Genomic DNA, 12,938 nt, shown 5'->3' with positions numbered 1-12,938 from the left:
CGGTTCGGGGCGGGGGTTCAGGTTCTTAGGGCGGCCTTAAGGAGGGCATCGGAACGGATTAATGGTAGAGACCTGTGCCGGTCGGAGCGACGGCTCGCCGGCGCTCCGACAGCGGCGGCGGGAGCGCACAGGACCATGGTCCCCTACCCCGGCGGGCCGGGACCGGGTCCAGGAGCGCCGGACGGTGCCTCAGGCCATGGCCCTGCGGCGCCTGGAGACCCGCCCCCGGTGCCCGCGCCTGCGCTCCCCACGCGAGGCCTCACGCGGGTCGAGGCCGATCCACACGCGTACCTCCGTGCCCCCGAGCACCGAGCTGCCGATGCGTACGTCCCCGCCCGTCGACTCCGCGACCCGGCGCACGATGTCCAGGCCGAGCCCCGTCGAGCCGTCCCTCGCCCCGCTGTTGCCCCGGGCCATTGCGGCGGCCGGGTCGGCGATGCCCGGGCCGGCGTCCGAGACCAGCACGATGACGGCGTCGTCGCTGTTGTGCACGTCGACCGAGAAGGCGGTGCCCTCCGGGGTGTGGCGGAAGACATTGCCGAGCAACGCGTCGAGCGCGGCGGTCAGTTCGGGGCGGGCGACCGGGATGCGTACGGGACGTTCGACGCCCGCGAGCCGCACCTTGCGGCCCTCGTCCTCCGCGAGCGCCGACCAGAACTCCATCCGCTCCCGCACCACTTCGGCAGCGTCACAGCCCGCGCCCGGGCCGGTCGCCGCAGTCTGCGGCTTCGCCTCGCGCGCGGTGCGGATGATCGTGTCGACCTCGCGCTCCAGCTGCGCGACGGCCGCCCTGGTCTGCTCGGCGACCGACCCCTCGCCCAGTGACGCGGCGTTGAGCCGCAGCACGGTCAGCGGGGTACGCAGCCGGTGCGAGAGGTCCGCGGCCAGCTCACGCTCGTTGGCGAGGAGCTGGACCACCTGGTCGGCCATGGAGTTGAACGCGATGGCGGCGGAGCGCAGTTCGGGCGGGCCCTCCTCGGGGACGCGCGCCCCGAGCCTGCCCTCCCCCAGCTCGTGCGCCGCGCCCGCCAGCCGTTGCGCGGGCCGCACCATCCGTACGCCCAGCCGGTCCGCGACGGCGACCGAGCCGACGATGAGTGCGATGCCGACGCCCGCGAGGACCAGCCAGGCGGTGTCGACGCCGTTGGAGACCTCGCCCTCGGGGACGAAGATCTCGATGACGGCGATCTGGCCGGTGCCGATGGCGGTGGGCTGCAGCAGCGCCGAGCCGCCGGTCACCTCGGTGATGGAGGCCCGTCCGATCCGCTGCGTGGTCGCCAGGTCCCTCGCCGCCGCGCGCCTGGTACCGATCTCCAGGGGCTGGCTGCCCGCTTCACCGGACGCCGGGATGTGCACGGCCATCCGCCCGGCCGCACCGGCCGGCGTGGACTTGACGGCCCGTTCCAGCGGACGGCGCTCGGTGGTGACGGTGAGGGTGGGGCCGATGGTGGCGGCCTGCCGCTCGGCGTTGGAGAAGGCGCGGTCCCGGGCCATCTCCTTGATGACCATGCCGAGGGGTACGGCGAAAGCCAGCACCACCATCGCGGTGACGGCCAGCGAAACCCTGACGAGCGCCCATCTCATGACCGTTGTCCGTTTCTCATGGCCGGAGTCCGTCCGACGCCCGGTGTCCGTTCGGGGGTTCGAGCTTCACTCCGACTCCCCGCAGGGTGTGCAGATAGCGGGGCCGTGCCGCCGTCTCGCCGAGCTTGCGCCGCAGCCAGCTCAGATGGACGTCGATGGTCTGGTCGTCGCCGTAGCTCTGCTGCCAGACCTCGGCGAGCAGTTCCCTGCGGGGCACGACCACGCCGGGCCGGCCCGCGAGGAACGCCAGCAGGTCGAACTCGCGGCGGGTGAGGTCGAGCGACGCCCCGTCCAACTCCGCCTGGCGGCGCAGCGGATCGATCGCCAGCCCGCCGACCCGGATCACCCGCGAGGGCGGAGCGTCCGCGGCACTCGCGCGCGCCCGGCGCAGGACGGCCGCCATACGCGCCGAGAGATGTTCCACCGAGAAGGGCTTGGTGAGGTAGTCGTCCGCCCCGTCGTTGAGCAGCCGGACGATTTCCGTCTCGTCGTCCCGCGCGGTCGCGATGATCACCGGTACGTCCGTGATGCCGCGCAACATCTTCAGCGCCTCCGCCCCGTCCAGATCGGGCAGGCCGAGGTCGAGAATGACGACGTCGAAACGGAAATGGGCCACCTCGCGCAGCGCCTCGAGAGCCGTGCCGACACTTCGTACGGTGTGTGAGGCGTCGGTCAGGTGCCGGATGAGGGCGGAGCGCACGAACTGGTCGTCCTCGACCACGAGCACACTTGCCATGGGCGGCACCGTACGCCATTCGGGGGACCCCGGTCCCGTGAGGGAGGGAGCTGGGGCGCGGGACACACACGGGGTGCGTGGTGCACTATGAGCCGGGTGAGCAGAGGACTCGTACATGCCGTGGCGTGGTCGCTGTCCACCGGAGCGGCGGTGACGCTGTCCTGGTGGGGCGTCCACACGGTCATGGCCGGAACCGCGTACGACCGGCCGCGCGCGCTCCCGATCACCGCGCAGACCTCGACGACCCAGGCGGTCGAGCCGCAGGCGTCCTCCACGCATCGCCCGCCGAGCCCTTCGGCCACCTCGCCGTCGCCCGGGCGCAGCACACCCGCGGCCCGCAGACCGGGCACCGGCAAGCCACCGGCGTCGTCGCCGTCGTCATCTCCGGCGTACGAGTCGGGCACGGTGAAGAGCCATACGGTCACCGGCGGCCGAACCGTCTTCGACGTCGGGACACGTTCGGCGGAGCTGGTCTCGGCGACTCCGGCAGCGGGCTGGCAGATGCAGGTGTGGACGCAGCCGACCTGGATCCGGGTGACGTTCACCCAGGACGGCAAGGAGAGTTCGGTCTTCTATACCTGGAACGGGCATCCGCCGATGGTCCAGTTCGACGAGCGCTGACCGCTATCGGAACACCGCGGGAGGCGGTACGGGCGAGGGCTTGGCGCTCGCGTCGGTCACCGCGGCCGCGCCGCCGGTGAAGTCGGCCAGCGCACGGCCGTGTTCGACCCGGCCGGCGTGCGGGTCGCCCGCGACACGGCGGGTCAGCTCGGCGACCGGCAGGACGCTGTCCGATGCGAGCAGCACCGCGTTGCCGAAGCGGCGGCCGCGCAGGACGGTCGGGTCGGCGGCGAGCGCGAGTTCGGGGAAGACGGCCGCCGCGGTGGCGACTTGGGCGCGCAGATGGGCCAGCGGCGGGCCGTCGGCAAGGTTGGCCGCGTAGCAGCCGCCCGGCCGCAGGACCCTGCGTACCTCACCGAGGAACTCGGTGCTGGTCAGATGCGCGGGGGTACGGGCGCCGCTGAAGACATCGGCTATCACCAGGTCCGCCCAGCCGTCGGGAACCTTGGTGAGGCCGGCGCGGGCGTCGGCCGATCTGACCCGTATCCGGGCACCGGGATCCAACGGAAGCTGCGCGCGGACGAGTTGGACCAGTGCCGCGTCCAGCTCGACGATCTGCTGGGTGGAGCGGGGGCGGGTTGCCGCGACATACCGGGCCAGCGTGAAGGCTCCGCCGCCGAGATGCACGACCTGGACCGGGCGTCCGGGCGGAGCGACGAGATCGGCGACATGGCCGAGTCTGCGCTGGTACTCGAAGGACAGATGGGCCGGGTCGTCGAGATCGACATAGGACTGCGGCGCACCGTCGATGAGCAGCGTCCAGCCACGCGGACGCTCCCGGTCGGGTATCAGTTCCGCGAGCCCGCCGTCGACCGACGCGACGACGGGGTCGGGGCCGCTGCCCCCACCCGCACGTCCCCGCCGTTTGCTCTTCGCCACCCGACCATTATCGGCGCCCGGCGGTGCGGATGTCGCCGCGCGGCCGCCACTGCCGACGTTCCGGCTCGTTGGCCGGCGGCTCCTGTCCCCCACCCGTGTGATCCCGTGCCCCACGGCTCAGCGGTGCAGGCGGGTCGGCGGGGCCTGCGGGGCCACGCGGTCAGCGGCAGTTGTCGGCGGCCTCGATGAGCCGGGCCGCCTCGCCCAGCGCCTCGCGCAGCACGGCCGGGTCGGTGACGGCGTCCGTGTCGTCGGGCGGCAGCAGCCAGCCGGAGTCCTGGCCCGGCGGCTCGGCCGGGATGCGCAGCCCGCGGCCCGATGTCTGCGTACAGGCGCTGCCCGGCATGTCCCAGCCGTCGGCAGTTCCGGGCGGCACGAGAAAGCCGAGGGTGTCGCAGGCGCCGTCGTGGAGCACCGGTCCGACGGCGGGGGCGGCGGCGCGGCGCAGGATGTCCACCGCTTCGAGCCCCTGCCGGGCGGGGACGGTCACCAGGTCCAACGGCTCGGCGGGGCCTGCGGCCCCGTCGGGTCTCGGTGGCGCGCTGCTGTCCTGCGTGGGCCGGTGCCTGGCCGTCGTCGCAATGCTGTGCGCGTCGTCCGTGGCGCCGGTCTCCATGCCGACCTCCAACAAGGGGATCGCCTCCTCGCTCGAGTGGAGACACGTACCCGGGCCTCCGTATGGTTCAACGCCTGTCGGCGTCAAGGGCTACGGCGGCACGCCGCCACAAAGGATGGCACTTCATGGCAGAACGCCGACGAGATGTCCCTTTTGTAGCCAAACTCTCGGTAAGCGACCTGTCACAACAGGTACGTTCTTGCTCCGCCGGAACACGGCGGCACCGAGAGAGGGCTCGGCCATGGCGTCATCGTCACAGGCATCACGGGCGGTTCCCAACCTGGCGTTCCGCCGGCTGCGCGGACAGCGCTCGCCGGGCGAGTTCGCGGCGGCGGTGCGCAGGGCCGCGCGGGAGATCGGCGAGCAGGTCTCGTGCGACGCGCGGTACATCGGGCGTGTCGAGGCCGGCGAGATCCGCTGTCCCAACTACGCGTACGAGCGCGTGTTCCTGCACATGTTCCCCGGACTGACGCTGGCGGATCTCGGCTTCACCCCGAGGGAACGTGTGCGCGGACGCGGCGCGGCCCCACAGGCCGGCCCGATCCATCCGTGCTGTCCCTTCGACGGCAGCCTGCACAACAGCCCCAGCGACAGCAACAGAGACAGCGACGAGGAGAGCGACGTGCTGCGTCGCGCATTCATGACGAGCGGCCCCACCACGGTGGCCGCGTCCCTCGGGTTCGGACTCGGGTCCGTGCCCGCGCCCGGGGGTCCCCCCGGCGAAGCCGCAGGGAGGGTCGGCGAGACCGAGGTGAACGCGGTCGAGGAGGCGGTACGCCGGATCCGGCTGCTCGACGACCGGCACGGCGCGGACGGTCTCTACCAGCGAGCCGCCCGCCCGCTGCGGGCCGCGTACGCGCTGCTCGACGCGTGCACCATCACCCGCAGATCCACGGCCGAGCGCCTGCACGCGGGCGCCGGCGAACTGGCCATCTCGGTGGGCTGGCTGGCCCATGACTCGGGCCGGTTCGACGACGCGCGCTCGCACTACGCGGAGGCGCTGGCCACCGCACGGGTGGCGGGGGACCCGGCACTCGAGGCGCATGCCTTCTGCAACACCTCGTTCCTGGCCAGGGACGCGGGCCGGCACCGCGAGGCGGTACGCACCGCGCAGGCGGGCCAGCGCGCCGCCCGGCAGATCGCGTCACCTCGGCTGCTGTCGCTGCTCGCGCTGCGGGAGGCGGGTGGGTGGGCCGGGCTCGGTGACCGTACGAGCTGCGAGCAGTCGCTGGCGCGGGCGCACACGTACTTCGAGCGGGGGGCCTCGGACGCGGACCCGGAGTGGATGTCCTTCTTCGGGGAGCCGGAACTGGAAGCGCTGCGGGCGCAGTGCTGGTCGGCGCTCGGCGACTGGTCGCGCGCCGCCGGCCACGCCCGGCGCGCCGCAGGGCTCCAGGACCGCCGCTTCACTCGCAACCTGGCGCTGTACCGGGCGGAACTCGCCGCGGACCTGGCACGGGCGGGGGCGCCGGAGGAGGCGGCGGCCGCGGGCGACCGGGTGCTCGACCTGATGGACGAGGTCCGGTCGTCCCGTATCCAGACGATACTGGCGGACACGGCCCGCACCCTGCTCCCCCACCGCCGGACGCCCGGCGTCGGCACGTTCCTGGACCGCCACGTGTCGGCGTTCCGCCGGGCATGACCGCCGGAACGGACGCGTGCCCACGGGTCGCAACCGCCGTCGGCGAAGGGGGCGTTGACCTGGGTCCGCGCGCCCTGCCACGCAGGCGGACACGGGGCAACGGCCCCGACAGCCGCCGCCTCGCATGCGCAACAACGCCGCGGCGTCGGCACGTTGCCGGGCCAACGCGTGTCGGCGTTCCGTCGGGCCCGACCGCCGTCGGCACAGCGGCCGGGGACCCGGGTCCGCGCGCCCTGCCACGCAGGCGGACACGGGGCAACGGCCCCGACAGCCGTCCCCGGTCAACGCCCCGGACCGACCTCGCCGACCCGGCCTGATCCGGAAGCAGGGGCCCTGGCGGAGGGCCGGCACGCGCGTGCCGGGCCCGGTCGCAAGCGCGGCCCTGAACCATGGCGGCGAGGCCGCCCCCGTCAACCCTCCAGGTGGGCCGTGTCGTTCCAGAATTCGATCGCCGGGTCGCCGTACGCCCAGGACAGGATCGACAGACTCGTCGGGTCGAGCCTGATGCGGGCGCCGAAGGAGACGTCCTCGCCCAGCCAGCGGGCGCCGATCGCGCGCAGGATGTGGCCGTGGGCGAAGACGAGCACGTCGCGGTCGGCCGAGCGCGCCCACGCCACGACCTCGTCCGCGCGCGCCGACGCGTCGGCGAGGGTCTCGCCGTCCGGGGCGCCGTCGCGCCACAGGAGCCAGCCCGGCTGATCCGCGTGGATCTCGGGCGGATTCAGCCCCTCGTATGCCCCGTAGTCCCACTCCATCAGCGCGTCCCAGGGCTGCGCCCGCCCCGCGAAGCCCGCGAGCGCACAGGTCTCGCTCGCGCGCAGCAGCGGGCTGGTGCGTACCTCGACGCCCTCGAGGCCCGACCAGGGCGCCCGGTGCAGCCGCTCACCGAGCAGCTTCGCACCGCGCCGGCCCTCCTCGAGCAGGGGGATGTCCGTCCTGCCGGTGTGCCGACCGGACCGCGACCATTCGGTCTGGCCGTGCCGGGCGAGCAGCATCCGCGGTGCCATGAGGGCTCCCTGAAAGTCACGAACCGGTGGAGTTTCATCATCGCGCACCTGAACGGCAGGCAACCTCCGGAGCGATCTCGACGTCCCCTTCGGCGACGGAGAAACGACGAAAACGCTGCGACAGTGCCACCTTGTACACCGTACGGTTGAACGCCGCCGGGTGGCTGCCTGAACTGAAGACGGAGAAACGTTCGGATGACGCATACCGCGCCTCGCCATCGGCCACGATGGTGGACCGAACTACTGCTGATCGTTGTCGTGTACGCCGCGTACTCCGCGGGACGGCTGCTGGCACGCGGTGATGTGTCGACCGCGGTCGACAACGGACTGGCGATACTCCGGGCCGAGAAGGCACTCCTCCTCAACGCCGAGCACCCGCTGAATCGTCTCTTCAGCGAGACCCCCGCCCTCGGCATACCCGCCGACTTCGCCTACGCCTCCCTGCACTATCTGGTCACCCCGGCGATCCTCGTCTGGCTCTTCCGGCGCCGCCCCGCCGGCTACCGGGCCGCCCGCACCTGGCTGATGTGCTCCACCCTCCTCGGTCTGCTCGGCTTCACCCTGATGCCGACCTGCCCGCCGCGGCTGCTCGCGGCCGGGCACGGCTTCGTCGACACGATGGCCCAGTACAGCTCGTACGGCTGGTGGGGTGGCGAGGCGAGCGCGCCGCGCGGACTCGGCGGGATGACCAACCAGTACGCGGCGATGCCGAGCCTGCATGTCGGCTGGGCGCTGTGGTGCGGTGTGATGCTGTGGCGGCACGGCCGTACGCCGCTGATGAAGACCCTCGGGGTCGCCTACCCGCTGCTCACCACGATCGTGGTGATGGGCACCGCCAACCACTACTTCCTGGACGCCGTCGCCGGCGTCGCCGTGATGGGCGTCGGCGCGCTGCTGACCAGGCCCGCAATGCGCCTCGCCGACCGGGCGCGGGCACGCTTCGGCCGCATCCCACCTGCCTCGCAGTCCCCGGTTGTCGGTGGCGGATGCGAGACTTCCGCGGGTGAGCGAATCCCTGGACAGCGGACCTCCTCCGCAGGCGCCGACGACAGCACTCCGGCAGCGGCTCGCTGAGCTGCGCGGCCCTGCCGCGCAGCCCCATCCGCTCGACGCCCGCGCGCTGGCCGCCCTCGCCGCCAACCCGGGGTGCCGGCGCCGCGCACTGCTGGACGGCGCCGGGGTGGACAAGGCGGCGCTGGCCTCCGCCCTGGGGGCGCCTGCCACATTCGGTCAGTCCCAGTTCGCGTTCATGCGGGGCAACGCCTTCGAGGCCAGGGTCAAGGCCGACGGCGGCCGGGAGCTGCTGAAGCTGCTCGGCCTCGAGAACCCCGGCGAGGTCCGCGTCCCCGAGCTGGCGGCCGCCGGACCCCAGGGCAGAGCCGCACGTACGGCGCTGGCGCTGCGCGAGGCGACCGACGCCGGGGCCTGGACGCTGCTCGACCATCCGCTGCTCGCCCTGGAGGTGGCGGGCTCCGCGGCGTATCTGGAGCCGGACGCCGTGGTGGTGCACCCCGACGGCCGGTGGACGGTCGTCGAGATCAAGTCGTTCCCGATGATCGACGGTTCGGCGGACGCGGCGAAGGTGGGCGCGGCCGCCCGCCAGGCCGCGGTGTACGTGCTCGCCCTGGAGCGGGTCGCCGCGCTCACGGACGGCGCGTCGGTGGCCCACTCGGTGCTTCTGGTCTGCCCCAAGGACTTCTCCAACCTGCCGGCGGCGTCCGTGGTGGACGTACGCAAGCAGCTGGCCGTGACCCGGCGTCAGCTGGCCAGGCTCACCCGCGTCGAGGAGATCGCGGCCGACCTGCCCGAGGGCGTCACCTTCGATCTCGGGACCTCGGCCGAGAAGCTGACGTCCGCTGTCGAGTCGGTCCCGCACGCGTACGCGCCCGAGTGCCTGGCCGCCTGCGAGCTGGCGTTCCACTGCCGCGACCGGGCGCGGCAGGCGGGCGAGGTGCAGACGCTGGGCCGCCCGGTGCGGAGCGAACTGGGCGGGCTGACCACGATCGGCGAGGTACTCGCCGCGGCGCGCGGCGAGGCGGGCGACCCGGACGACCCGACGGTGGCGGCGTTGCGGCGGGCCGCAGCCCTGCGCACCGAGGCGCTCGGGGACACACCGGGGAGCTGGGCGCGGACCGACGCGGCCAAGGCCCCCGGGGGACAGCACGACGCCGCTCGGACTCCCGCCCCGCGGGCGGAGAGGGATGCCTCCGGCGGCGAACGGGTCGCCACGGCTCGGGAGGCAGGCGCATGTCACTGATCGCAACCCTCGCCCGGCTGGAGGCGGTCGAAACGGGCCGGGCCCAGCCGCTGGCCACCGTGCGGCACCGCAGGGTGTCTCAGCGGCCGCTGGTGTGCGTACCGCTGACGACGGCCGGCGAGGCGGGTGCGCCGCTGGGCGCGCTGATCGGCACCGACCGGGCTGCGCCCCGGCTGCTGGCCGTGCCGCAGCCGCGCGACCGCGATCTGCGCTCGGCGTTCCTCACCGACCTCGCCGACGCCGTACTGCCGTACCTCGACACCTACGCGGACGATGTCGAGGCGGCGGAGAAGAACGAAACCGACCCCGAGACCGGCAAGAAGATCAAGGTCGAGGTCGAACTGTGCGCGGACGCCCCCCAGTTGATCGTGCCCAGCCGCGCGGGCGTGGAGTTCGTACGGCTGCTGGGCCGCTCGATGCGGTTCCGGCGTACAGCGGAGCAGGACCCGGACACGCCCTACCCCGCACCGCCGCGGGTCCCGCTGCTCGGCCGGTGGCTCACCCACTACGGCGAACGCGCCCGCGTGCCCGGCTCCTCCCTGCTGCTGGCGGCGACCGACCTGCTGAACCGGCACTGGGCCACCGGCCAGTCCTCGCTGGAGGACCAGCATCTTGGTGCGCTGCTGGCCTGGATCGCCCCGCCGGAGGGTGAGTCGGGAGCGGAGGCGGCGCTGAGGGCCGAGCTGGCCCGCGACAGGCACGGGCAACTGCTCGTCCCGCCGGCCGGCCCCGCGACGGACCCGGCGTTCGACAACAGGCTGCTCGCCCCCTCGATCGAGCGGTACGACGCGGCGCGTACGGCACTGGCCGCGGCCGAGGACGGGGCCGCCGCGGACGAGCGGCTGGCCCGTCTCGGTACGGCCGAGCAGGAGATCCGCACCCTGCTGGAGAGCGTGCTGCTGCCCACCTGGCGGGCCGTGTGGGACTGCGTCGACCTGCTGCGGCAGCTGCCCGAGGGCGCGCGGGTCGAGGACCGCTGGACCCGGGACCGCTGGTCGTTCACGGCCCATCGCGACCGGGTACGGGCCGGGGAGCCGCCGCAGCCGAGGCGCGACGACGCGGTGACCGCCGCCCGGAAGCTGGCCGCCCGGGAGACCGCGCAGGCGCAGCTGGAGGCGCAGGAGGCGCTGGACGATGCGCTGGTGCTGGCGGGCCGCCGGCTCGCGGGCGAGGCGTTCGCCTCGGAGGTCACGGAGGTGGTGATGGCCTGGTCCGAGTCCAAGCGGCCGAGCCCGCGGCCGCTGGTCACCGTCCGGACGGACGACCACCCCCAGCTGGGTGAACGGGTGAAGGCGTACCGCTCGCTGGACGGCAAGCCGCAGACGGCCGTGTGCGTACGCGCCGACGGCGACGGCACCTTCGTGCTGCAGATCACCGACCGGATGGGGCGCGCCAAGGACCCGGCGGAGGGTTCGGTGCCGGTCAAGGGCGACCGGATCGTCTGGACCCTGTTCGAACACGACCAGCGCGGCGGGCCGAAGCTGCCCGACCCCGAGGAGACCCCGTGGACGCACGGCGGCCCGCCAGGCGGCGCCGCCGAGCGCACCGACCTCGCCACGCCGGAGGACCTGCTGTGACCCTCGATGCTCGGGCCTTCGACCCTTCCGGCGAGGCCGCCCGGGCCACCGACGGCATTCTGGCGGACACCCTGCACGGCGACGCGCGGGGCGTCGTCGTGGACTCGCCGCCCGGCGCAGGCAAGTCGACGCTCGTCGTGCGCGCCGCGCTCGAACTGGCCGCGGTGGGACGCCCCTTGATGGTCGTCGCCCAGACCAACGCCCAGGTCGACGACCTGGTCCAGCGGCTTGCCGACAAGGAGCCGGAACTGCCGGTCGGACGGCTGCACTCGAACGACTCGGACCCCTACGACAAGGCGCTCGACGACCTCGACAACGTACGCACGTCGTCGAAGGCGGCGGACCTGACGGGCCTGGACATCGTCATCTCGACGGCCGCCAAGTGGGCGCATGTGCAGGGCGTCGAGCCCTGGCGGCACGCGATCGTCGACGAGGCGTACCAGATGCGTTCGGATGCGCTGCTGGCCGTGGCGGGGCTCTTCGAACGGGCGCTGTTCGTGGGCGACCCGGGGCAGCTGGACCCGTTCTCGATCGTGGGCTCCGAGCAGTGGGCCGGGCTGTCGTACGACCCGTCGGCGAGCGCGGTCTCGACGCTGCTCGCCCACAATCCGGAGCTTCCGCAGCACCGGCTGCCCGTCTCCTGGCGGCTCCCGGCCTCGGCGGCGCCGCTCGTTTCCGACGCGTTCTATCCGTACACCCCCTTCCGCAGCGGTACGGGTCCGGGCGAGCGCCGGCTCGGCTTCGGGGTGGCCTCCGACGGCTCGGCCCCGGACAGGGTCATCGACGAGGCCGCCCAGTCGGGTTGGGGCCTGCTGGAACTGCCCGCGCGCCACACGCCCCGTACGGACCCGGAGGCGGTGGGGGCCGTGGCGCAGGTGGTCCGCAGGCTGCTGGACCGCGGCGGTGTGGCGAGCAGCGGGGACGGCGATCCGGCCCCCCTCACCGCCGACCGGATCGCGGTCGGCACGGCCCACCGCGATCAGGCGTCGGCGGTGCGCGCCGCGCTCGCCGGGCTGGGCATCTCCGAGGTGACCGTGGACACGGCGAACCGGCTCCAGGGCCGGGAGTACGACTTCACGGTGATCCTGCACCCGCTCTCGGGCCGCCCGGACGCGACGGCATTCCACCTGGAGACAGGCCGTCTGTGCGTGCTTGCGTCGCGTCACCGGCACGCGTGCATCGTGGTGTGCCGGGCGGGGGTGAGCGACCTCCTGGACGAACATCCGTCGACGGAGCCGGTCCAGCTGGGCGTGACCGTCAAGTTCCCGGACGGCTGGGAGGCGAACCACGCGGTGCTGTCGCACTTGTCGGAGCACCGGGTGGTGTGGCGGCCGTAAGCCGCCGGGGTGTTCAGTGGCCACGCTCGGTGGCCTCTCCGCTGCCTCCTGGACGGCCTCAGTCCCCGACGAACCAGGCGTGCTGCATCGAGCGCTGACATTGCCGTCACTGTTGCCGCCCGACGGCGCAAGGGCCGCACCCGAAGAAAATCGGGTGCGGCCCTCACAAGAAATTGAAGAGAAGCCGCGAAGTGTTACTGCCGCCTCACTTCGATTTCAGACCAACCAGTCAGCCTGCGGGGCTCGACTCTCGCCCGTATCGCCGTCGACGACACAGGCTGTGCCAGGGATCTTTCACCCCTGCTCGATGAATCGATGGAGGCGCGATTGCTGGTCGGCGATCCATCCCTCTTCAAGGGCGATCGGGATGCGGACGGTCACCATGGAGATCGACTCGTCTTCCACGACGACCTCCGGGCAATCTCGCTCTCCTTCGAGTTGGATGCTGATGGTAGGGCCACGGTCTGTCTGCATCCAGATGACGTCCTGGCCCTGATACAACGCATCCAGTGCCTGCGCCCAAGATTCGAGCTTCGAGCGGGACAGGACAAGCAATGTGCTTCCCTTGACGAACATGCTCGTTACTTCGATCTCCGCCTCCCAGAAGGAAGAATCCATAGGCGAGAGAACGGTGATCGAGACTTCGTTCTCGTGGTCGGTCAGCCTCACGAGCTCATACGGA

12 protein-coding genes are annotated in these 12,938 nt (G+C 72.8%); 6 read left to right on the top strand and 6 right to left on the bottom strand.

The features are described 5' to 3' along the window. Positions 1–189: 189 nt before the first annotated feature. A complete protein-coding gene (locus ACFYWI_RS28780) occupies positions 190–1,584 on the bottom strand; it encodes a sensor histidine kinase (protein WP_389238022.1) in 1,395 nt (464 codons plus the stop codon). 16 nt (positions 1,585–1,600) lie between these two features. Continuing rightward, positions 1,601–2,320: a response regulator transcription factor gene (locus tag ACFYWI_RS28775; RefSeq protein ID WP_389238020.1), complete on the bottom strand. Its 720-nt coding sequence runs from the start codon at positions 2,318–2,320 to the stop codon at positions 1,601–1,603. 87 nt (positions 2,321–2,407) lie between these two features. Between ACFYWI_RS28775 and ACFYWI_RS28770 the strand changes: the two genes are divergently transcribed. Beyond that, complete coding sequence (locus tag ACFYWI_RS28770) at positions 2,408–2,941, top strand: hypothetical protein (RefSeq protein WP_389238018.1); 534 nt, start codon at positions 2,408–2,410, stop codon at positions 2,939–2,941. A 3-nt stretch (positions 2,942–2,944) separates the two neighbouring features. On the opposite strand, the gene ACFYWI_RS28765 is transcribed toward ACFYWI_RS28770, so the two are convergent. Together ACFYWI_RS28765 and ACFYWI_RS28760 are read right to left on the bottom strand one after the other, a co-directional pair. After that, the gene (locus ACFYWI_RS28765) at positions 2,945–3,820 is read right to left on the bottom strand and encodes a spermidine synthase (protein ID WP_389238016.1); all 876 of its coding nucleotides are present in this window, start codon (positions 3,818–3,820) and stop codon (positions 2,945–2,947) included. 160 nt (positions 3,821–3,980) lie between these two features. Then, entirely contained in the window at positions 3,981–4,436 is a 456-nt protein-coding gene (locus ACFYWI_RS28760; RefSeq protein WP_389238014.1) for a hypothetical protein, read from the bottom strand. 241 nt (positions 4,437–4,677) lie between these two features. On the opposite strand from ACFYWI_RS28760, the gene ACFYWI_RS28755 reads away from it, so the two are divergent. After that, entirely contained in the window at positions 4,678–6,078 is a 1,401-nt protein-coding gene (locus tag ACFYWI_RS28755; RefSeq protein ID WP_389238011.1) for a tetratricopeptide repeat protein, read from the top strand. A gap of 410 nt (positions 6,079–6,488) precedes the next feature. Here the strand turns inward: ACFYWI_RS28755 and ACFYWI_RS28750 are convergent, their stop codons facing one another. After that, complete coding sequence (locus ACFYWI_RS28750) at positions 6,489–7,085, bottom strand: histidine phosphatase family protein (RefSeq protein ID WP_389238009.1); 597 nt, start codon at positions 7,083–7,085, stop codon at positions 6,489–6,491. Between the two features lie 195 nt (positions 7,086–7,280). Here ACFYWI_RS28750 and ACFYWI_RS28745 point away from each other — a divergent pair, with 195 nt between their 5' ends. The 4 genes from ACFYWI_RS28745 to ACFYWI_RS28730 are packed head-to-tail and all read left to right on the top strand — an operon-like array spanning position 7,281 to position 12,256. Next, positions 7,281–8,159: a phosphatase PAP2 family protein gene (locus ACFYWI_RS28745; protein ID WP_389238007.1), complete on the top strand. Its 879-nt coding sequence runs from the start codon at positions 7,281–7,283 to the stop codon at positions 8,157–8,159. After that, positions 8,089–9,342 carry a hypothetical protein gene (locus ACFYWI_RS28740; protein ID WP_389238005.1) on the top strand — a complete coding sequence of 418 codons (1,254 nt, stop codon included), beginning with the start codon at positions 8,089–8,091 and terminating at the stop codon, positions 9,340–9,342. Before ACFYWI_RS28745 ends, ACFYWI_RS28740 begins: the two co-directional genes overlap by 71 nt. Continuing rightward, positions 9,333–10,919, top strand: coding sequence for a hypothetical protein (locus tag ACFYWI_RS28735; RefSeq protein WP_389238003.1), 1,587 nt, complete (start codon positions 9,333–9,335; stop codon positions 10,917–10,919). Before ACFYWI_RS28740 ends, ACFYWI_RS28735 begins: the two co-directional genes overlap by 10 nt. Next, positions 10,916–12,256, top strand: a complete 1,341-nt coding sequence (locus ACFYWI_RS28730) for an AAA domain-containing protein (RefSeq protein ID WP_389238001.1) — start codon at positions 10,916–10,918, stop codon at positions 12,254–12,256. The genes ACFYWI_RS28735 and ACFYWI_RS28730 overlap by 4 nt, the downstream gene beginning before the upstream one ends. 294 nt (positions 12,257–12,550) lie before the next feature. On the opposite strand, the gene ACFYWI_RS28725 is transcribed toward ACFYWI_RS28730, so the two are convergent. After that, a complete protein-coding gene (locus ACFYWI_RS28725; protein WP_389237999.1) occupies positions 12,551–12,925 on the bottom strand; it encodes a DUF5959 family protein in 375 nt (124 codons plus the stop codon). Between the last annotated feature and the right edge of the window lie 13 nt (positions 12,926–12,938).

The sequence above is a fragment of the Streptomyces sp. NPDC002889 genome, assembly GCF_042888425.1.
GTDB lineage: Bacteria > Actinomycetota > Actinomycetes > Streptomycetales > Streptomycetaceae > Streptomyces.
This window is presented reverse-complemented; position numbering and strand designations above follow the sequence as displayed.

Bases quoted from the DNA above. Each gene is read 5' to 3' on its own strand.
- ACFYWI_RS28755 (WP_389238011.1), top strand. From the start codon at position 4,678: ATGGCGTCATCGTCACAGGCATCACGGGCGGTTCCCAACCTGGCGTTC.
- ACFYWI_RS28735 (WP_389238003.1), top strand. From the start codon at position 9,333: ATGTCACTGATCGCAACCCTCGCCCGGCTGGAGGCGGTCGAAACGGGC.
- ACFYWI_RS28745 (WP_389238007.1), top strand. From the start codon at position 7,281: ATGACGCATACCGCGCCTCGCCATCGGCCACGATGGTGGACCGAACTA.
- ACFYWI_RS28780 (WP_389238022.1), bottom strand. From the start codon at position 1,584: ATGAGATGGGCGCTCGTCAGGGTTTCGCTGGCCGTCACCGCGATGGTG.
- ACFYWI_RS28770 (WP_389238018.1), top strand. From the start codon at position 2,408: ATGAGCCGGGTGAGCAGAGGACTCGTACATGCCGTGGCGTGGTCGCTG.
- ACFYWI_RS28750 (WP_389238009.1), bottom strand. From the start codon at position 7,085: ATGGCACCGCGGATGCTGCTCGCCCGGCACGGCCAGACCGAATGGTCG.
- ACFYWI_RS28775 (WP_389238020.1), bottom strand. From the start codon at position 2,320: ATGGCAAGTGTGCTCGTGGTCGAGGACGACCAGTTCGTGCGCTCCGCC.
- ACFYWI_RS28760 (WP_389238014.1), bottom strand. From the start codon at position 4,436: ATGGAGACCGGCGCCACGGACGACGCGCACAGCATTGCGACGACGGCC.